General features: G+C 58.5%; 16 protein-coding genes. 2 read left to right on the top strand and 14 right to left on the bottom strand.

Annotation, left to right across the window (positions count from 1 at the left end; all coding sequences use genetic code 11):
- Window positions 1–14: 14 nt before the first annotated feature.
- The 3 genes from htpG to NR164_RS06485 all read right to left on the bottom strand — a co-directional run bounded on the left by htpG (window position 15) and on the right by NR164_RS06485 (window position 2934).
- A complete protein-coding gene (htpG, locus tag NR164_RS06495) occupies window positions 15–1919 on the bottom strand; it encodes a molecular chaperone HtpG (protein WP_017846776.1) in 1905 nt (634 codons plus the stop codon).
- 89 nt (window positions 1920–2008) lie between these two features.
- Window positions 2009–2461: a PaaI family thioesterase gene (locus NR164_RS06490; protein ID WP_017846775.1), complete on the bottom strand. Its 453-nt coding sequence runs from the start codon at window positions 2459–2461 to the stop codon at window positions 2009–2011.
- The gene (locus NR164_RS06485; RefSeq protein ID WP_256822503.1) at window positions 2458–2934 is read right to left on the bottom strand and encodes a PaaI family thioesterase; all 477 of its coding nucleotides are present in this window, start codon (window positions 2932–2934) and stop codon (window positions 2458–2460) included. The genes NR164_RS06490 and NR164_RS06485 overlap by 4 nt, the downstream gene beginning before the upstream one ends.
- A 158-nt stretch (window positions 2935–3092) precedes the next feature.
- On the opposite strand from NR164_RS06485, the gene NR164_RS06480 reads away from it, so the two are divergent.
- Window positions 3093–3344, top strand: a complete 252-nt coding sequence (locus tag NR164_RS06480) for a hypothetical protein (RefSeq protein ID WP_017846773.1) — start codon at window positions 3093–3095, stop codon at window positions 3342–3344.
- 113 nt (window positions 3345–3457) lie between these two features.
- On the opposite strand, the gene NR164_RS06475 is transcribed toward NR164_RS06480, so the two are convergent.
- The 11 genes from NR164_RS06475 to sdhC form a co-directional block, all read right to left on the bottom strand.
- Entirely contained in the window at window positions 3458–4198 is a 741-nt protein-coding gene (locus tag NR164_RS06475) for a DUF599 domain-containing protein (protein WP_017846772.1), read from the bottom strand.
- Between the two features lie 179 nt (window positions 4199–4377).
- Complete coding sequence (gene brnQ / locus NR164_RS06470; protein WP_057003705.1) at window positions 4378–5691, bottom strand: branched-chain amino acid transport system II carrier protein; 1314 nt, start codon at window positions 5689–5691, stop codon at window positions 4378–4380.
- A 431-nt stretch (window positions 5692–6122) separates the two neighbouring features.
- Window positions 6123–7004 (bottom strand): succinate--CoA ligase subunit alpha, encoded by an 882-nt coding sequence (gene sucD / locus NR164_RS06465; protein WP_003172813.1) that lies wholly within the window; start codon window positions 7002–7004, stop codon window positions 6123–6125.
- On the bottom strand, window positions 7004–8170 hold the full coding sequence (gene sucC, locus NR164_RS06460; RefSeq protein ID WP_017846770.1) for an ADP-forming succinate--CoA ligase subunit beta: 1167 nt from the start codon (window positions 8168–8170) through the stop codon (window positions 7004–7006). Before sucC ends, sucD begins: the two co-directional genes overlap by 1 nt.
- A gap of 203 nt (window positions 8171–8373) precedes the next feature.
- On the bottom strand, window positions 8374–9810 hold the full coding sequence (gene lpdA, locus NR164_RS06455) for a dihydrolipoyl dehydrogenase (protein WP_046384196.1): 1437 nt from the start codon (window positions 9808–9810) through the stop codon (window positions 8374–8376).
- 101 nt (window positions 9811–9911) lie between these two features.
- Complete coding sequence (gene odhB / locus NR164_RS06450; RefSeq protein WP_017846768.1) at window positions 9912–11135, bottom strand: 2-oxoglutarate dehydrogenase complex dihydrolipoyllysine-residue succinyltransferase; 1224 nt, start codon at window positions 11133–11135, stop codon at window positions 9912–9914.
- A 44-nt stretch (window positions 11136–11179) separates the two neighbouring features.
- Complete coding sequence (locus NR164_RS06445) at window positions 11180–14011, bottom strand: 2-oxoglutarate dehydrogenase E1 component (protein ID WP_169881509.1); 2832 nt, start codon at window positions 14009–14011, stop codon at window positions 11180–11182.
- A 261-nt stretch (window positions 14012–14272) separates the two neighbouring features.
- Window positions 14273–14977 carry a succinate dehydrogenase iron-sulfur subunit gene (locus NR164_RS06440; RefSeq protein WP_017846766.1) on the bottom strand — a complete coding sequence of 235 codons (705 nt, stop codon included), beginning with the start codon at window positions 14975–14977 and terminating at the stop codon, window positions 14273–14275.
- Between the two features lie 11 nt (window positions 14978–14988).
- On the bottom strand, window positions 14989–16761 hold the full coding sequence (gene sdhA, locus NR164_RS06435) for a succinate dehydrogenase flavoprotein subunit (protein ID WP_017846765.1): 1773 nt from the start codon (window positions 16759–16761) through the stop codon (window positions 14989–14991).
- Between the two features lie 3 nt (window positions 16762–16764).
- Window positions 16765–17133 carry a succinate dehydrogenase, hydrophobic membrane anchor protein gene (gene sdhD, locus NR164_RS06430; RefSeq protein ID WP_017846764.1) on the bottom strand — a complete coding sequence of 123 codons (369 nt, stop codon included), beginning with the start codon at window positions 17131–17133 and terminating at the stop codon, window positions 16765–16767.
- A complete protein-coding gene (gene sdhC / locus NR164_RS06425) occupies window positions 17127–17501 on the bottom strand; it encodes a succinate dehydrogenase, cytochrome b556 subunit (RefSeq protein ID WP_017846763.1) in 375 nt (124 codons plus the stop codon). Before sdhC ends, sdhD begins: the two co-directional genes overlap by 7 nt.
- Window positions 17502–17864: 363 nt before the next feature.
- Between sdhC and gltA the strand changes: the two genes are divergently transcribed.
- Entirely contained in the window at window positions 17865–19154 is a 1290-nt protein-coding gene (gene gltA, locus NR164_RS06420; protein ID WP_017846762.1) for a citrate synthase, read from the top strand.
- The last annotated feature ends 79 nt before the right edge of the window (window positions 19155–19233 follow it).

Raw genomic sequence — 19233 nt, 5'->3', positions numbered from 1 at the left:
TTTCTACAACGGGGTTAAACCGACAGTTCAACCAACAGCTTGTTCAGTCGGCGCACATAGGCGGCCGGGTCTTTCAGGCTGTCGCCGGCAGCCAGGGCTGCCTGGTCGAAGAGGATGTGCGACAGGTCGCCAAAACGCTCTTCGCTCTGTTCGCCGTCGAGTTTCTCGATCAGCGGGTGAGCCGGGTTGAATTCGAAGATCGGCTTGGAGTCCGGTACCTTCTGACCGCTGGCTTCGAGGATCTGACGCATCTGCATGCCCAGGTCCTGCTCGCCGATGGCCAGGATCGCCGGGGAGTCGGTCAGACGGTGGGAAACCCGCACTTCGCTGACGGCGTCGCCCAGGGAGGCCTTGATCCGCTCAACCAGGCCTTCCTTGGACTTGGCCACTTCTTCAGCGGCTTTTTTGTCTTCTTCGGAATCCAGGTTGCCCAGGTCCAGGTCGCCACGCGCCACGTCGACGAAGGTCTTACCGTCGAATTCGCTGAGGTAGCTCATCAGCCACTCATCGATACGGTCGGTCAGCAGCAGCACTTCGATGCCTTTCTTGCGGAAGACTTCCAGGTGCGGGCTGTTCTTGACCTGAGCGTAGGTCTCGCCCGTCAGGTAGTAGATCTTGTCCTGACCTTCCTTGGCGCGTGCCAGGTACTCGGCCAGGGACACCACCTGCTCGCCGTCTTCGCCCTGGGTGGAGGCAAAACGCAGCAGGCCGGCGATTTTTTCCTTGTTGGCGAAATCTTCCGCCGGGCCTTCTTTCATGACCTGGCCGAAGTTCTTCCAGAAGCCTTTGTATTGCTCAGGCTCGTTCTTCGCCAGTTTTTCCAGCATGTCGAGGACGCGCTTGGTCAGCGCCGACTTCATGGAGTCGATGATCGGGTCTTTCTGCAGGATTTCCCGCGACACGTTCAGCGACAGGTCGTTGGAGTCGACCACGCCTTTGATAAAGCGCAGGTACAGCGGCAGGAACGATTCCGCCTGGTCCATCACGAACACGCGCTGCACGTAGAGCTTCAGGCCCTTTGGCGCTTCGCGCTGGTACAGGTCGAACGGCGCGCGGGCCGGTACGTAGAGCAGCGAGCTGTATTCCAGCTTGCCTTCGACCTTGTTGTGGCTCCAGCTCAGCGGGTTTTCGTAGTCGTGCCCGATGTGCTTGTAGAACTCCTGGTATTCCTCGTCCTTGATCTCGGTACGCGGACGGGTCCACAGAGCGCTGGCGCGGTTGACGGTTTCCCACTCAACGGCCGGTGCTTCTTCGCCTTCGGCGGCGGCCTGCTCTTTCGGCAATTCGATCGGCAGGGCGATGTGGTCGGAATACTTCTTGATGATGTTGCGCAGGCGCCAGCCATCGGCAAATTCGTCTTCACCGGGTTTCAGGTGCAGCACGATGCGCGTACCGCGATCAGCCTTGTCGAGGGTAGCGACTTCAAACTCGCCCTCGCCTTTCGAAGACCAATGCACGCCTTCGCTGGCGTCAAGGCCGGCGCGGCGGCTGAACACTTCAACCTTGTCGGCGACGATGAAGGCCGAGTAGAAGCCCACGCCGAACTGGCCAATCAGGTGCGAATCTTTCTTCTGGTCGCCCGAAAGGTGCTTCATGAAATCGGCAGTGCCGGATTTGGCGATGGTCCCCAGGTGGGTGATCGCATCCTCACGGCTCATGCCGATACCGTTATCTTCGAGGGTGACGGTCTTGGCGTCTTTGTCGAAGCTCACGCGGATTTTCAGTTCGGCGCCGCCTTCCAGCAACTCCGGCTTGGACAGGGCTTCGAAACGTAATTTGTCGACAGCGTCAGAGGCGTTCGAGATCAACTCGCGAAGGAAAATTTCCTTGTTGGAATACAGCGAATGGATCATGAGGTGCAGCAGTTGCTTCACCTCGGTCTGGAAGCCCAGGGTTTCCTTTTGAGTTTCCACACTCATGGTCATCAAACTCCAATTGGATGGCAGTGGCCGCGCCCTGAAGGGTTGGCGGCGGGTTGTCATCAAAGTTGGGGGCTAAGACCAGGATTTCAAGGGCGGGACACTTCTCCGATCTTGAAATGCGCGCGGGCGGTGGCGATGGGTTCGGCCGCGGTGCTTTGCCAGGCGGTGATCGACACGTTCGCCACCCGTCGACCTTGGCGCCAGACCTGGCACTTGGCGTAAGTGTCGCGAAACTGGCCGGCGCGCAGGTAATCCAGGGAAAAGTCGATGATTTTCGGCAGGCCCGGTGCGCCGGTGAACACCAGCAGGTGCAACGCGGCGCAGAGTTCCATAAAGCCTGCAATCACACCGCCGTGCAGCGCCGGCAATATTGGGTTACCAATGTTGTCCTTGTTGGCCGGCAGGCGGAACAGCAGCTCATCGCCTATCCGCGTGCATTCGATGCCGATCAGCTTGGCGTAGGGGATCAGATCGAGCAGCGCCTTGTAGTTGCCGTGCTCATGGGCCTGCTCCAGACGTGTCTTGAAGTGATGTGTCATACCTGTTCTCCCGTGACTGTACTGCCCAGCCCCTGCGCGCCCTTGAGGCGCTTGCCCATACGCATGAATGTCCCCACCGTGTGGGCGACGGGTTGTTGCGGGTCGTCCTGATAAGCGAAACCACGGGTGAAAATCACGTCGGTGGTCACCCGGTAGCACTGAGCGAAACCATACACCGGCTTGTGCGGTTCGGCGGGATGCATGTAGTCGATGCGCAGGTCGAGGGTCGGGCACACCTCGAACTCCGGCAACACGCACAGGGTGGCCATGCCGCAGGCGGTGTCCATCAGCGAGGTCAATGCGCCACCATGGATCACGCCCGTCTGGGGATCACCCACGATCATCGGGCTGTAGGGCAGAACCAGGGTAATCCCCTCCTCGCTGGCTTGATGAACGGCAATACCCAGCACCTGGCAATGGCGCAACGCTGAAATAAAGCGCTTGGCACGCTCTAACAAGGGATTTTCGGTCATTCGGTTCAGACTCTGATGAATGTGGGTCCGGCGCAGTATGGACCGTCGGAAAAAGTTCCTTGGGAAAATGCTTTATATATCTGTGGGATATAAGGAACTAATGCTGGCCCCATGTGCTCGAAAGGCCAGTAGATATCTTCACTAAGGAGAAACACCCAATGCGCAAGACTTTAGCTATTTCCATGATGCTGGCCGCTGCCCTCGGTCTCGCTGCCTGCGACAAGAAATCCGAAAACAAGGCCCAAGATGCCGCCGCGCACTCTGAGCAAGCTCAGAAAGATATGGCTGCAGCACAGGATAAAGTGAACGAAGCTGCGAAAGAAAACGGCGATGCTGCCAAAGCTCAGGCCGAATCGAACAAAGCCGCAGCACAAGAAGCAGCACCTGCTACCCCAGCAACCGGTTCTTGATACCGGGGCTTGAAATAGCTTGGCTGCAAAAAGAAAGCCCGCTTAGATAGCGGGCTTTACTTTGTCTGCTGTTGGCGCGCAGTGCGATAAACCGGCGCTATGCCCGCAGCGCTTTACGCCACCGGGTCTTTGGCCACGTCCGGCAGCGACGTATCGGTCTGCGTATACACCATCACTTGCAGCACGTCGGAATGAAACTCTCGGCGATACAGCACCAATACCACCCCGGCGCTCATCGACATGAACAGCCAGGGGCTGACAAACCATGCCAGCATGGTCATCCCGAAGTAATAAGCGCGCAGGCCAAAGTTGAACTGGTTGGCCGCCATCGAAATCACCCGCGCCGCCCGCAGGGCAAACGCCTTGCGCTCCTGCTCCGACACGTGCCGCTCACCGATCATCGGCGCCGACCCCACCAGCACCGCGGCAAAGTTGTACTGGCGCATGCACCAGCTGAACGTGAAGAACGCGTAGACGAACACCAGTGCCAGGCACAGCAGCTTGATCTCCGACATACCCTGGGATGCCTGCTGCACCAGGGGAATATCGGCCAGCAATGAAACCGCCCGCTCCGAGGCGCCCAACACGGTGAGAATGCCCGCAAGGATGATCAAGGTGCTGGAGGCGAAGAACGAGGCGTTGCGCTCAAGATTGCCAATCACACTGGCGTCGGCGATGCGGTTGTCACGCAGCAGCATGCGACGCATCCAGTCTTCGCGATACAGGTGCAGCACGCTGGCCAGGCATGCAGTGTCGCGGGCTTTCCAGGTGGCATAACGGGTGTAGCCGCCCCAACAGAGGACGAACCAGAGGGCGGCAAGCAAGTGGATCAGGTTGGCTTCGATAAACGGCATGCGGGTCCTTATACACGACAGATTTCATGAACCCGGTTAAGTGTGGGCGCCGGGTTCCAGCTTGAGCTTTGCGTTACTCCTTCGACGTTAGCCCACGGAAAAAGACACTGCCCGCCGCCCATAAAAAATGCCCCGTATCAATCGATACGGGGCATTTCAATACAGCCTGAAGCCGGGGGTTACGCGACCGCTTCGCTGCGCTTGCCCAGCATGCGGTCAACCACCACCGCGGCCACCAGCATCATCACCGATGGCACCAGCCACGCCAGGCCCTGCTCGCTCAACGGCAGGTTGGCCAATTGCGACGGCATCCAGCCCGCCAGGCCGGCGCCCTTGAGCGCATCGATGCAGCCGAAGATGAACGACACCAACATCACCGGGCCAACGATGCGGCTCTGCTCCTGCCAGAAGTCTTTGCAGAAGCTCAAAGCCACCAGCACGATGCATGGCGGGTAGATCGCAGTGAGCACCGGGATCGAAAACGCGATCAGTTTGGTCAGGCCCAGGTTGGACACGAACAGCGAGAACAGCGCCAGGATCACCACCAGGGTCTTGTAGGACAGCGGCAGGATCCGGCTGAAGTACTCGGCGCAGGCACAGGTCAGGCCGACGGCGGTGACCAGGCAGGCCAGGGAGATCAGCACGGCCAGGAAGCCACTGCCCAGGGAACCAAAGGTGTGTTGCACGTAGGCATGCAGGACAGCGGCGCCATTGGCGGCACCGGCGGCGATCTCATGGCTGCCCGCCCCGAGGCGGAACAGGCTGACATACACCAACGCCAGGCCGACGCCGGCAATCAGCCCGGCAATGATCGCGTAGCGGGTGATCAATTTAGGCGATTCGACACCACGGGAACGGATCGCGTTGACGATCACGATACCGAACACCAGCGCGCCCAGGGTATCCATGGTCAGGTAACCATTGATAAAGCCTTGGGAGAACGGCGCGGCCACGTATTCCGGGTTGGCGACGCCCACATCACCGGCCGGCAAGGCAAACGCGGCGATACCAAGGATGGACAGCGCGATGATTTTCAGCGGCGCAAGGAAACGGCCCACGGTGTCCAACAGACGGCCCGGGTACAGGGAGACGAAAAACACCACCAGAAAGTACACCGAGCTGTAGAGGAACAGCGCCAGCGGGCTTTCACCGGTCAACGGCGCCAGGCCCACTTCAAAGGACACGGTCGCGGTACGCGGGGTGGCGAACAGCGGCCCTACCGCCAGATACGCTGCCGCCGCCAGCAGGCCACCGGCGATCTTGCCGATCGGGCTGCTCAACGCATCCATACCACCACCGACCTTGGCCAGGGCGATCACGGTGACCACCGGGAGCCCGACTGCGGTGATCAGGAAACCCAACGCCGCCATCCAGACATGGGGCCCGGACTGCAAACCAACGATAGGCGGGAAGATGATGTTGCCGGCCCCCACAAACAGGGCAAAAGTCATGAAGCCCAACGCCAGGATGTCCTGGCTTTTCAACACTTTCATTTGAGGAAATACCACACTACTGAATCGGAATTTAGAGAGGGCTTCCCTATGGATGAGGGAAATGCTGCCGGCCCTTGTGGGCACCGACCGGTCTAGCGCGCGGCTTCCTTTTGGGATGCGAGCGCTTAAAGAGGCGGCAAGGTTACAGAATTTGGCCGATAAACGCACTGTTGCAGGGCGAACTGTCCGATAAGCGACATTGGAATGTCGTGTTTTCATACTTAATGTGGCAATACAGACAAAAAATGTGGGAGGGAGCTTGCTCCCGATAGCGGAGGTTCAATCACATCATCAGTGACTGAGCCACCGCTATCGGGAGCAAGCCCCCTCCCACATGGGACCAAGTACATTTCAATAAATGGGCCGCCCAGAATGCACAAAGGCCACCCGAAGGTGGCCTTTGCTGGTGAAGCGTCAGTTAAGCGCGAGGCTTACTTGACTGCCCAACCGGTCAGCTCGGCCAAGGCCTTGCCGATGTCTGCCAGCGAACGCACGGTTTTTACGCCTGCGTCTTGCAGTGCAGCGAATTTTTCGTCTGCAGTGCCTTTGCCGCCAGAGATGATTGCGCCAGCATGGCCCATGCGCTTGCCAGCAGGGGCAGTCACACCAGCGATGTAGGAAACAACCGGCTTGGTCACGTGGGCCTTGATGTAGGCAGCCGCTTCTTCTTCAGCCGAACCGCCGATCTCACCGATCATGACGATCGCTTCGGTCTTCGGGTCTTCCTGGAACAGCTTCAGGATGTCGATGAAGTTCGAGCCTGGGATCGGGTCACCGCCGATGCCGACGCAAGTCGACTGACCGAAACCGGCGTCAGTGGTCTGCTTCACAGCTTCGTAGGTCAGGGTGCCGGAACGGGAAACGATACCGACTTTACCTGGCAAGTGAATGTGACCAGGCATGATGCCGATCTTGCATTCGCCTGGAGTGATCACGCCTGGGCAGTTAGGACCGATCAGGACCACGCCCAGCTCGTCGCACTTGACCTTGGCATCCAGCATATCCAGGGTAGGAATGCCTTCGGTGATGCACACGATCAGCTTGATGCCGCCGAACGCCGCTTCCAGGATCGAGTCTTTGCAGAAAGGAGCCGGAACGTAGATCACGCTGGCGGTCGCGCCAGTGGCAGCTACTGCGTCTTTAACGGTGTTGAACACTGGCAGGCCCAGGTGCTCGGTGCCGCCTTTGCCCGGAGTTACACCACCAACCATCTTGGTGCCGTATTCGATGGCTTGCTGGGTGTGGAAGCTACCTTGCGAACCGGTAATACCCTGGCAGATAACTTTGGTGTCTTTATTGATCAGGACGCTCATTATTTGCCCTCCGCAGCTTTGACAACTTGTTGAGCAGCGTCGGTCAGGCTGGTAGCCGCGATGATGTTCAAACCGCTTTCTGCCAGTACTTTAGCGCCCAGTTCAGCGTTGTTACCTTCAAGGCGAACAACAACCGGGATTTTCACGCCGACTTCTTTCACTGCACCGATGATGCCTTCGGCAATCATGTCGCAACGAACGATGCCGCCGAAGATGTTGACCAGTACTGCAGCGACGTTGGAGTCGGACAGGATGATCTTGAAGGCTTCGGTTACGCGTTCTTTGGTAGCACCACCGCCCACGTCGAGGAAGTTGGCTGGTTTGCCGCCATGCAGGTTGACGATGTCCATGGTACCCATGGCCAGGCCGGCACCGTTGACCATGCAGCCGATGTTACCTTCCAGGGCTACGTAGTTCAGTTCGAACTTGGCAGCGTGCGCTTCGCGCGGATCGTCTTGCGACGGATCGTGGAAAGTCTTCAGCTTAGGCTGACGGTACATGGCGTTGGCGTCGATGTTGATCTTGGCATCGAGGCAATGCAGATCGCCGTCAGCCTTGATCACCAGCGGGTTCACTTCCAGCAGGGCCAGATCGTGATCCTGGAACAGTTTGGCCAGACCTACGAAGATCTTGGCGAACTGGGCAACTTGCTTGCCTTCCAGACCCAGCTGGAAAGCCAGCTCGCGACCCTGGAATGGCTGAGCGCCAACCAGTGGATCGATAGTGGCTTTCAGAATTTTTTCAGGGGTATCGTGAGCGATCTTCTCGATGTCCACGCCACCTTCGGTGGAAGCCATGAACACGATGCGACGGCTCGAACGGTCAACGACAGCGCCCAGGTACAGCTCTTTAGCGATATCAGTGCACGATTCAACCAGGATCTTGGTGACTGGCTGGCCATTGGCATCAGTCTGGTAAGTCACCAGACGCTTGCCCAGCCACTGCTGTGCGAAGGCCTTGGCGTCTTCTTTGCTGCGAACCAGCTTAACGCCGCCCGCTTTACCGCGACCACCTGCGTGAACCTGGGCTTTTACAACCCATTCGGTCCCGCCGATTTTATCGCAAGCTTCTGCTGCTGCTTCCGGGGTGTCTACTGCGTAGCCCTGGGATACTGGCAGGCCGTATTCAGCGAACAGCTGCTTACCCTGATACTCGTGAAGATTCATGCTTTTTACCGTCTTCGTTAGGTACTGCGCATTCGGCGCTGCGCTCATTATGAGTGCCGCGCCACCTGTGACTGCTGCTTACGCAACTTGCCGGACTCAAGCCCGGTCAAGCTGCGCAAGACTGCGTCCAGCGGATATTCCGCGGTGAGTCTTGCGCGCAAGGCTCACGAGGGGCAACCGCCGTGGTTTCTTATTATCTCGTTTTAGCGCTTCTTCTTGTTCGCGATGTGAATGGCATGACCATTCACTGCCAGCGCGGCTTCGTGCAATGCTTCGGACAGGGTCGGATGGGAGAAAACCATCATGCCGATGTCCTCGGCACTGGTGCCGAATTCCATACCGATTGCGCCCTGCTGGACCAGTTCTGCTGCGCCTGGGCCAATCACATGGACGCCCAATACGCGGTCAGTCTTGGCATCAGCGATGACTTTGACAAAACCACCGGTGTCGTTGGCTGCCATGGCACGACCAGAAGCAGCGAACGGGAAGGTGCCGACGTTAACTTCAACGCCTTCAGCTTTCAACTGCTGTTCGTTCTTGCCGACCCATGCAATTTCCGGGTGGGTGTAGATAACCGATGGGACCAGGTCGTAGTTCATCTGGGTTTTGTGGCCCTTGATGCGCTCGACAACCATGATGCCTTCTTCGGAAGCCTTGTGCGCCAGCATCATGCCGCGAACCACGTCACCAATGGCGTAGACGCCTGGAACGGTGGTAGCGCAGTGATCGTCAACGTGGATGAAACCACGCTCGTCGATGTTCACGCCGCTGTCGGCTGCCAGCAGGTCGGTGGTCACTGGACGGCGACCAACGGCTACGATCAGCTTGTCGAAGGTGATGGTCTGTTCGCCATCCTTGTCGGTGTAGGTCACGACCACTTCTTCGCCGTTGACCTTCGAGCCGGTCACGCGAGCGCCCAGCTTGATGTCCAGACCCTGTTTGGTCAGGGTTTTCAGGGCTTCCTTGGACACTGCGGTGTCAGCAGCCAGCAGGAACGTGTCCAGGGCTTCGAGCACAGTGACCTGGGAACCCAGGCGGGACCAGACCGAACCCAGTTCCAGGCCGATCACGCCGGCGCCGATCACGCCCAGACGCTTGGGAACTGCTTGGAATTCCAGGGCGCCGGTCGAATCAACGATGACTTTCTGGTCAACAGGTGCTGGTGGAATGTCGATCGGACGCGAACCTGGAGCCAGGATCACGTTTTCGGCTTCGATGATTTCGACCGAACCGTCCGGCTTGGTGATTTCAACTTTCTTGCCAGCCAGCAGCTTGCCGTGGCCTTGCAGGGAAGTTACGCCGTTGGCCTTGAACAGGGTGGCAACGCCGGAGGTCAGGCCTTTGACGATGTTGGCTTTACGGCCAACCATCGCGGGTACGTCCATGGTCACGCCAGCGTGGCTGATGCCGTGGATGGCAAAACCGCTTTGCGCTTCGTGGAATTTCCAGGAGCTGTCCAGCAGCGCCTTGGAAGGAATGCAACCAACGTTCAGGCAAGTACCGCCCAGTGCCAGTTTGCCTTCCTTGTCGGTGTATTTTTCGATGCAAGCAGTCGAGAGGCCCAGTTGTGCGGCCTTGATAGCGGCAACATAGCCGCCAGGACCTGCACCAATCACTACAACGTCAAATTTCTGCGACATGAAAATAGTTCCTCTATTTAGCAGCAAGCTGTCAAGCCGCAGGCCCCAAGCCCGACTGCCGTATCCGGCAGCCTGTCACTTGAGGCCCGCAGCTGCTTCTATCAGATATCCAGCAGCAGACGAGCTGGGTCTTCCAGCAGGTTCTTGATGGTCACCAGGAAAGTCACGGCTTCTTTACCATCGATCAGGCGGTGATCGTAAGACAGCGCCAGGTACATCATCGGACGGATCACGACTTGGCCGTTGATGGCCATCGGACGCTGGATGATGTTGTGCATGCCCAGGATCGCAGCTTGCGGCGGGTTGACGATCGGAGTCGACATCATCGAACCGAAGGTACCACCGTTGGTGATGGTGAAGGTGCCGCCGGTCATCTCGTCGATGGTCAGCTTGCCGTCACGGGCTTTCTTGCCGAAGCCGGCGATGCCGCCTTCGATTTCAGCCAGGCTCATCAGCTCGGCGTTACGCAGAACCGGAACCACCAGGCCGCGGTCGCTGGACACGGCAACGCCGACGTCTGCATAACCATGGTAAACGATGTCGCTGCCGTCGATGGAAGCGTTGACTGCCGGGAAGCGTTTCAGCGCTTCGGTGGCCGCTTTCACGAAGAACGACATGAAGCCCAGGCGCACGCCGTTGTGGCTCTTCTCGAACAGGTCCTTGTACTTCGAACGCAGGGCCATGACTTCGGTCATGTCGACTTCGTTGAAGGTGGTCAGCATCGCCATGTTCGACTGTGCTTCAACCAGACGCTTGGCCACGGTGGCACGCACGCGGGTCATCGGCACGCGCTTCTCGGTGCGGTCGCCAGCGGCGAACACAGGAGCAGCGGCAGCAGGTGCTGCAGCCTTGGCAGGCGCGGCAGCTGGAGCGTTTTTCTTGGCTTCAACGGCAGCAACCACGTCTTCCTTGGTCACACGGCCGTCTTTGCCGGTGCCTTTGATGGAAGCCAGGTTGATGCCGTTCTCTTCGGCCAGCTGACGAGCAGCCGGTGCGGCGATTGGATCTTCGCCACCCGCCGCCGGAGCGGCAGCTGGAGCAGAAGCAGCAACAGCCGGTGCAGCGGCAGCCGGAGCGGCAGCAGCGCTGCCCGCTTCGATCGAGCCCAGTACCTGGTTGGACAGGACGGTATCGCCTTCGTTGGCAATGATCGCGCCCAACACGCCGTCAGCTTCAGCCAACACTTCCAGAACGACTTTGTCGGTCTCGATGTCGACGATCAGTTCGTCACGCTTTACAGCCTCGCCTGGTTTCTTGTGCCAAGTGGCAATGGTGCCATCGGCAACCGATTCCGGGAATGTCGGGGCTTTGATTTCGATAGCCATTATCTGTGGGTCCTTAAAATTCGGTTTCAGTCAGCGCGAAGGCGTTAAACAGTGAAAGCATCTTGCAGGAGTTTTTCCTGCTGCTCGGCGTGCATCGATGCATAACCACAGGCAGGCGCGGCAGAAGCATCGCGACCGGCGTATTCCAGGCCCAGGGCCTTGTTGTGGTTACCAACGCTGCGACGCAGATGATGCTGGCTGCTGTACCAGGCGCCCTGGTTCATCGGTTCTTCCTGACACCACACTACATGAGTGAGGTTGGTGTAAGGCGCGATGATCTCCATGAGGTCATCTTCCGGGAACGGGTAAAGCTGCTCGATACGCACGATGGCGATGTCTTCGCGGCCTTCGGCACGGCGTTTTTCCAGCAAATCGTAGTAGACCTTGCCGCTGCACAGGATCAGGCGAGTGACCTTGGCCGCGTCCAGTGTATCGATTTCTGGAATAACGGTCTGGAACGAGCCTTCCGCCAGATCTTCCAGGGTCGAGATGGCCAATTTATGACGCAACAGCGATTTCGGCGTCAGCACTACCAGCGGCTTGCGCAGCGGGCGAATGACCTGGCGACGCAGCAAGTGGTAGATCTGGGCCGGGGTAGTCGGCACGCACACCTGGATGTTGTGCTCGGCGCACAGCTGCAGGTAACGCTCCAGACGGGCCGAGGAGTGCTCCGGACCCTGACCTTCATAACCGTGTGGCAGCAGCATGGTCAGACCGCACAGACGGCCCCACTTGTGCTCGCCGCTGGTGATGAACTGGTCGATAACCACCTGGGCACCGTTGGCGAAGTCGCCGAACTGGGCTTCCCAGATCACCAGCGCGTTAGGCGTGGTGGTCGAGTAACCGTATTCGAACGCCAGTACGGCTTCTTCGGACAGGAACGAATCGTACAGGTCGAAACGTGGCTGGCCTTCGTACAGGTGTTGCAGCGGGATGTAGGTGCCTGCGTCTTTCTGGTTGTGCAGAACCGCGTGACGGTGCGAGAACGTACCACGGCCGATGTCCTGGCCGGTCATGCGGATCGGGTGACCTTCGAACGCCAGGGTCGCATACGCCATGGTTTCGGCGTAACCCCAGTTGATCGGCAGGCCGCCGGCTTGCATCTTCTGACGGTCTTCGTAGATCTTCGCGACCTGGCGCTGTACGACGAAGCCGTCAGGAATTTCCAGCAGCTTGGCAGACAGTTCCTGCAGAGTCTTCAGATCGAACGACGTATCGTGACGCGCAGTCCAGGCGTGGCCCAGGTACGGACGCCAGTCGACGAACAGCTCTTTGTTCGGCTCTTTGACCAGGCTTTTTACAACATGCAGACCGTTGTCCAACGCGTTGCGGTATTCGTCGACTTTCGCCTGAACACGCGCTTCGTCAACCACACCGGCCTTGGTCAGGCTTTCGGCGTACAGCTCACGGGTGGTGCGCTGCTTGGTGATCTGCTGGTACATCAACGGCTGGGTGCCGCTTGGTTCGTCCGCTTCGTTGTGACCGCGACGGCGGTAGCAAACCAGGTCGATCACCACGTCACGCTTGAACTGCATGCGGTAGTCGACAGCCAGTTGGGTCACGAACAGCACGGCTTCCGGATCATCACCATTCACATGGAGGATCGGCGCCTGGATCATCTTGGCAACGTCGGTGGCGTACTCGGTGGAACGCGCGTCCAACGGGTTGCTGATGGTGAAGCCCACCTGGTTGTTGATGACGATGTGAACGGTACCGCCGGTCTTGAAGCCGCGGGTCTGCGACATCTGGAAGGTTTCCAGGACCACGCCTTGACCGGCGAATGCCGCGTCGCCGTGGATGGAAATCGGCAGAACCTTCTCACCGGTCGCGTCGTTACGACGATCCTGGCGAGCGCGCACCGAACCCTCGACCACTGGAGAAACGATTTCCAGGTGGGACGGGTTGAAGGCCATGGCCAGGTGAACTTCACCGCCGGTGGTCATCACGTTGGACGAGAAGCCCTGGTGGTATTTAACGTCACCGGAACCCAGCTCGACCTTTTTCTTGCCTTCGAACTCGTCGAACAAGTCGCGCGGGTTCTTGCCGAAGGTGTTGACCAGCACGTTGAGACGGCCACGGTGGGCCATGCCGATCACGATTTCCTTGGTGCCGTAGGAGCCGGAACGCTGGATCAGCTCGTCGAGCATCGGAATCAGGCTCTCGCCGCCTTCCAGGCCGAAACGCTTGGTGCCCGGGTATTTGGTGCCCAGGTATTTTTCGAGGCCTTCGGCTGCGGTCACGCGCTCAAGCAGGTGGCTGCGCACATCGGCAGACAACACCGGACGGCCACGCACGCCTTCCAGGCGATGCTGGAACCAGTGACGCTGTTCGGAGTCGGTGATGTGCGTGAACTCAGCGCCAATGGTGCGGCAATATGTCTGCTGCAACGCTTCGTGAATTTCGCGTAGGCTCGCTTCCTCTTTGCCGATGAACAGGTCTCCGGCACGGAAGGTCGTATCAAGATCGGCATTGGTCAAGCCGTAATGATTGATCGACAGGTCTGCAGGTGCAGGACGCTTCCAGAGCCCCAGCGGGTCGAGCTGGGCCGCCTGGTGGCCGCGCATACGGTAGGCCTGGATCAGTCGCAGTACTTCAACTTGCTTCTTCTCATGCTCACTGCTCACGCTTCCGGCTGAAACCGGTTGGGCGCGGCGCTGGTTCTTTGCCAGCAGCACGAACTGATCGCGAATTGTTGCGTGCGATACATCGGTGGCAGCGTTGCCGTCTGAAGACAACGTCTGAAATTTGGTGCGCCATTCTTCTGGCACAGCGTTAGGGTCGTGCAGGTAGAGCTCATAAAGCTCTTCCACATAGGCAGCGTTACCACCTGAAAGATAGCCGCTGTTCCACATGCGCTGCATCACGCTTTCTTGCATGCTTGGTCACCCTCGATTTGGGGACACCACCGGCGGCGACACCGAGTTTGCTTGCAAAAGGCCAAGTGCAGCGACCAAAACAAGCCACTTAGGATCACGCTGATAGTTCGGGTACCAACCCGAATGCCCCTGCTTGTCTCATTTCTTCAAAATAAGAGCCGCGGCTTTGTAAGTCGCTGCTCAAGTTAAGACTACGGCGCCGGTTGAAGCCTGCGCCGTAGCATTTACGGGCACAACGGTCCTGCTTTGCTACAACGTCAATTACACGCCGCTTTGCAGCAGCATGTTACGGATGTGACCAATGGCCTTAGTCGGGTTCAGGCCTTTAGGACATACGTTGACGCAGTTCATGATCCCGCGGCAGCGGAATACGCTGAACGGGTCATCCAGTGAAGCCAGACGCTCGGAGGTCTGGGTGTCACGACTGTCTGCCAGGAAGCGATATGCTTGCAGCAGAGCAGCCGGGCCCAGGAATTTGTCCGGGTTCCACCAGAAGGACGGGCACGACGTCGAGCAGCAAGCGCACAGGATGCACTCGTACAGGCCGTCGAGCTTCTCGCGCTCTTCCGGGGACTGCAGACGCTCGATGGCCGGAGCCGGCGTATCGTTCTGCAGGAATGGCTTAACCTTCTCGTATTGCTTGTAGAAGATGCTCATATCGACGACCAGGTCACGGATAACCGGCAAACCTGGCAGAGGACGAATGATCAGCTTGTTGCCTTTGACCACGGCGGACAGCGGCGTGATGCACGCCAGGCCGTTCTTGCCGTTGATGTTCATACCGTCGGAGCCGCAAACACCTTCACGGCAAGAGCGACGATAGGAGAACCCTTCGTCCTGCTCTTTGATCAGGGCCAGCACATCCAGCACCATCAAGTCTTTACCACCGGTATTGACCTGGAATTCCTGCATGAACGGCGCAGCGTCCCGATCAGGGTTGTAGCGATACACACTGACTTTCAACATGGCAGCCACCCTTAGTAAGTCCGAATTTTCGGTTCAAACATCGGAACCGTCTTCGGCGAGAAGTTAACGGCACGCTTGGTGACGCGCTTTTCACCCGGGAAGTAGAGGGTGTGGCACAGCCAGTTTTCATCGTCACGGTCTTCGTAGTCTTCACGAGCGTGAGCACCGCGGGACTCTTTACGAACCTCGGCGGCAATCGCAGTCGCTTCAGCCACTTCCAACAGGTTTTGCAGCTCAAGGGCTTCGATACGAGCGGTGTTGAACGCCTGGCTCTTATCGTTGATCTTGACGTTGGCGATGCGCTTGCGCAGGTCAGCCAGCAGGGCAATACCCTTCTGCATGTATTCGCCGGTACGGAATACACCGAAGTAGTTCTGCATGCAGCTTTGCAGCTCGCGACGCAGGGTAGCCACGTCTTCGCCTTCGGTACGCTCGTTCAGAGCGGACAGACGCGCCAGGGCAGCTTCGATGTTGGCGTCGGTAGCGTCATCGTATTCGATGCCGTCGGTCAGCGCCTTTTCCAGGTGCAGGCCGGCAGCGCGACCGAAGACCACCAGGTCGAGCAGCGAGTTGCCGCCCAGACGGTTGGCGCCGTGTACCGATACGCAAGCCACTTCGCCCACCGCGAACAGACCATGGATGATCTCGTCCACGCCGTCGGCATTCTGGGTGATTGCCTGGCCATGGATGTTGGTCGGCACGCCGCCCATCATGTAGTGGCAAGTCGGAACAACCGGAACCGGAGCAACCACCGGGTCAACGTGCGCAAAGGTCTTGGACAGTTCGCAGATACCTGGCAGGCGGCTGTGCAGCACTTCCTCGCCGAGGTGATCGAGCTTGAGCAGCACGTGGTCGCCGTTCGGGCCACAGCCGTTGCCGGCAATGATTTCCTTGACCATGGAACGGGCTACAACGTCACGACCGGCAAGGTCTTTCGCGTTCGGAGCATAACGCTCCATGAAACGCTCACCGTGCTTGTTGATCAGGTAGCCACCTTCACCACGGCAACCTTCGGTGACGAGTACACCGGCGCCGGCGATGCCGGTTGGGTGGAACTGCCACATTTCAATGTCTTGCACCGGCACGCCGGCACGCAGCGCCATGCCAACGCCGTCGCCGGTGTTGATCAGTGCGTTGGTGGTCGAGGCGTAGATACGACCTGCACCGCCAGTCGCCAGAACGGTAGCCTTGGCGCGGATGTAGGTGGTTTCACCGGTTTCGATGCAGATGGCGATCACGCCGACGAATGCGCCGTCCTGGTTTTTTACCAGGTCAACCGCGTAGTACTCGTTCAGGAACGTGGTGCCGGCTTTCAGGTTGCCCTGATACAGGGTATGCAGCAGCGCGTGACCGGTACGGTCGGACGCGGCGCAAGTACGGGCAGCCTGGCCGCCTTTACCGTAATCCTTCGACTGACCGCCGAATGGACGCTGGTAGATACGACCTTGCTCGGTACGCGAGAACGGCAGACCCATGTGGTCCAGCTCGAACACGGCAGCCGGGCCTTCCTGACACATGTATTCGATAGCGTCCTGGTCACCGATATAGTCGGAACCCTTGACGGTATCGTACATGTGCCAGCGCCAGTCATCGTTCGGGTCGGCGGAGGCGATGGCGCAGGTGATGCCACCCTGGGCCGATACGGTGTGGGAACGCGTCGGGAACACCTTGGTGATCACGGCAGTCTTGTGACCACCCTGAGCCAGTTGCAGCGCTGCGCGCATGCCGGCGCCGCCGCCACCAATGATGATGGCGTCGAAGGAAATAGTTGGAATGTTAGCCATGGATCAGATACCCCAAAGAATCTGCACACCCCAGACGAAGTAAGCGAACATCGCGACGCCGCATACTGCCTGGAAGAGAAACCGTACTGCTGTCGCAGACTTGCCCAGCGCCATCGGCGTCAGGTAGTCGGTCGAAATGGTCCACATGCCGACCCAGGCGTGAGCGCCCAGGGCTACAAGGGCCAGCAGACTGAAGATTCGCATCGCATTGTGGGAAAACAGGCCATGCCATTGCTCATAGCCGATGCCCGGATTGGCGACGAGGTATCCGATCAGGAAAATGAAATAAGCCGCGAGAACGACCGCAGACACACGCTGTGCCATCCAGTCATAGAGGCCCGAACGCGACAGATTCGTTACGCTGGTTACCATATCCAAACTCCTGCCAGAACGATCAGCGCCACGGAAACGGCGATGACGATTTTCGAGCCCAGGCGGCCGCCTTCCAGCGTCTCACCGATGCCCATATCCATGATCAAGTGGCGCACGCCGGCTACCAAGTGATACAGCAGAGCGGACAAGAGGCCCCATGCTACGAACTTGGCCAGCGGACTGGTCAAGCATGCCTTCACCTCGGCATAACCTTCCTCGGAACCCAGGGATTTGCTCAATGCATAAAGCATGAAGCCCAGGCCCAGGAAGAGGATGATGCCGGAAACACGGTGCAGGAACGACGTAACGCCGGTGATGGGGAGTTTGATGGTCCTTAGGTCTAGGTTTACAGGTCGTTGGCTATTCACGGCTTTTTTTCACACTGAAGAGCCCCTAACAATCAGGGCAAAGTTGTTGGGGAGCGGACTGGTCAGGTAACACCACCCAGGGAGTGCGACCCCCAATGAAAGCAAGCCCAAAAGCCCTTGGCGGTCGGTGGCCGAGTATAGACAGTTAGGTTACTAATGACAACGCGCTGACCTCACCCTAATAGCGCATTGCGTTGGCAGGATAAAAGGCGTAAATGGCGGTAAATTTCGAGGAAAAAGTCCGGTTAAAGCCTTCTGGGGCAAGACTTTAGGCAAATTGACATCTGAATTTATCTCACTATAGTGGTGCGGGCCCTGCGTGGGGGGTCTGTCTGATGATTTGAAGCATAAATAGGAGGCCACATGGCTGACAAAAAAGCGCAGTTGATCATCGAGGGCGCAGCCCCCGTCGAGCTGCCCATTTTAACCGGCACCGTTGGTCCTGATGTTATCGACGTACGGGGCCTGACGGCCACGGGCCGTTTCACTTTCGACCCAGGTTTCATGTCGACCGCTTCATGCGAGTCGAAGATTACCTATATTGATGGCGATAATGGCATTTTGCTGCATCGGGGCTACCCGATCGAGCAACTGGCTGAGAAATCGGACTACCTGGAAACCTGCTATCTGCTACTAAATGGCGAGTTGCCAACCGCCGAGCAGAAAGCCCAGTTTGTCAGTACTGTAAAGAACCACACCATGGTTCACGAGCAGTTGAAGACGTTCTTCAACGGCTTCCGTCGCGACGCCCACCCGATGGCCGTCATGTGCGGCGTGGTCGGCGCCCTGTCGGCCTTCTATCACGACTCCCTCGACATCAATAACCCGCAGCATCGCGAAATCTCCGCGATCCGCCTGGTTGCCAAGATGCCGACCCTGGCCGCAATGGTTTACAAGTACTCCATGGGGCAACCCATGATGTACCCGCGCAACGACCTGACTTACGCGGAAAACTTCCTGCACATGATGTTCAACACCCCGTGCGAGATCAAACCGATCAGCCCGGTGCTCGCCAAGGCAATGGACCGGATCTTCATCCTCCATGCCGACCACGAGCAGAACGCCTCCACCTCTACCGTGCGTCTGGCCGGCTCTTCGGGTGCCAACCCGTTCGCCTGTATCGCCGCCGGTATCGCCGCGCTGTGGGGCCCTGCCCACGGCGGTGCGAACGAAGCCGTATTGACCATGCTCGATGAAATCGGCGATGTCTCGAACATCGACAAATACATCGCCAAGGCCAAGGACAAGAACGATCCGTTCAAGTTGATGGGCTTCGGTCACCGGGTCTACAAGAACCGCGACCCGCGCGCCACCGTCATGAAGAAGACCTGCGACGAAGTGTTGAGGGAACTGGGCATCAAGAACGATCCGCAACTCGAACTGGCCATGCGCCTGGAAGAGATCGCTCTGACCGACCCGTACTTCATCGAGCGCTCGCTGTACCCGAACGTCGACTTCTACTCGGGGATCATCCTCAAGGCGATCGGCATTCCAACCAGCATGTTCACCGTGATCTTCGCCCTGGCGCGGACCGTGGGCTGGATCTCCCACTGGAAAGAAATGCTCTCCAGCCCGTACAAGATTGGCCGCCCGCGCCAGCTGTACACCGGCTACGAGTCGCGTGACATTACCAAGTTGGAAGATCGCAAGTAAGCATCTGACCGACGCGCAATAAAAAAGCGGCCTCCTTCATGGAGGCCGTTTTTATTTGTGCAGGAACCAAGAAACTGTT

This window comes from Pseudomonas sp. Pse79 (assembly GCF_024519615.1).
In the GTDB taxonomy this organism is placed as follows: domain Bacteria; phylum Pseudomonadota; class Gammaproteobacteria; order Pseudomonadales; family Pseudomonadaceae; genus Aquipseudomonas; species Aquipseudomonas veronii.
This window is presented reverse-complemented; position numbering and strand designations above follow the sequence as displayed.

Coding starts and splice junctions, on each gene's coding strand:
- htpG (WP_017846776.1), bottom strand. CDS start 1,919: ATGAGTGTGGAAACTCAAAAGGAAACCCTGGGCTTCCAGACCGAGGTG.
- NR164_RS06490 (WP_017846775.1), bottom strand. CDS start 2,461: ATGACACATCACTTCAAGACACGTCTGGAGCAGGCCCATGAGCACGGC.
- NR164_RS06485 (WP_256822503.1), bottom strand. CDS start 2,934: ATGACCGAAAATCCCTTGTTAGAGCGTGCCAAGCGCTTTATTTCAGCG.
- NR164_RS06480 (WP_017846773.1), top strand. CDS start 3,093: ATGCGCAAGACTTTAGCTATTTCCATGATGCTGGCCGCTGCCCTCGGT.
- NR164_RS06475 (WP_017846772.1), bottom strand. CDS start 4,198: ATGCCGTTTATCGAAGCCAACCTGATCCACTTGCTTGCCGCCCTCTGG.
- brnQ (WP_057003705.1), bottom strand. CDS start 5,691: ATGAAAGTGTTGAAAAGCCAGGACATCCTGGCGTTGGGCTTCATGACT.
- sucD (WP_003172813.1), bottom strand. CDS start 7,004: ATGAGCGTCCTGATCAATAAAGACACCAAAGTTATCTGCCAGGGTATT.
- sucC (WP_017846770.1), bottom strand. CDS start 8,170: ATGAATCTTCACGAGTATCAGGGTAAGCAGCTGTTCGCTGAATACGGC.
- lpdA (WP_046384196.1), bottom strand. CDS start 9,810: ATGTCGCAGAAATTTGACGTTGTAGTGATTGGTGCAGGTCCTGGCGGC.
- odhB (WP_017846768.1), bottom strand. CDS start 11,135: ATGGCTATCGAAATCAAAGCCCCGACATTCCCGGAATCGGTTGCCGAT.
- NR164_RS06445 (WP_169881509.1), bottom strand. CDS start 14,011: ATGCAAGAAAGCGTGATGCAGCGCATGTGGAACAGCGGCTATCTTTCA.
- NR164_RS06440 (WP_017846766.1), bottom strand. CDS start 14,977: ATGTTGAAAGTCAGTGTGTATCGCTACAACCCTGATCGGGACGCTGCG.
- sdhA (WP_017846765.1), bottom strand. CDS start 16,761: ATGGCTAACATTCCAACTATTTCCTTCGACGCCATCATCATTGGTGGC.
- sdhD (WP_017846764.1), bottom strand. CDS start 17,133: ATGGTAACCAGCGTAACGAATCTGTCGCGTTCGGGCCTCTATGACTGG.
- gltA (WP_017846762.1), top strand. CDS start 17,865: ATGGCTGACAAAAAAGCGCAGTTGATCATCGAGGGCGCAGCCCCCGTC.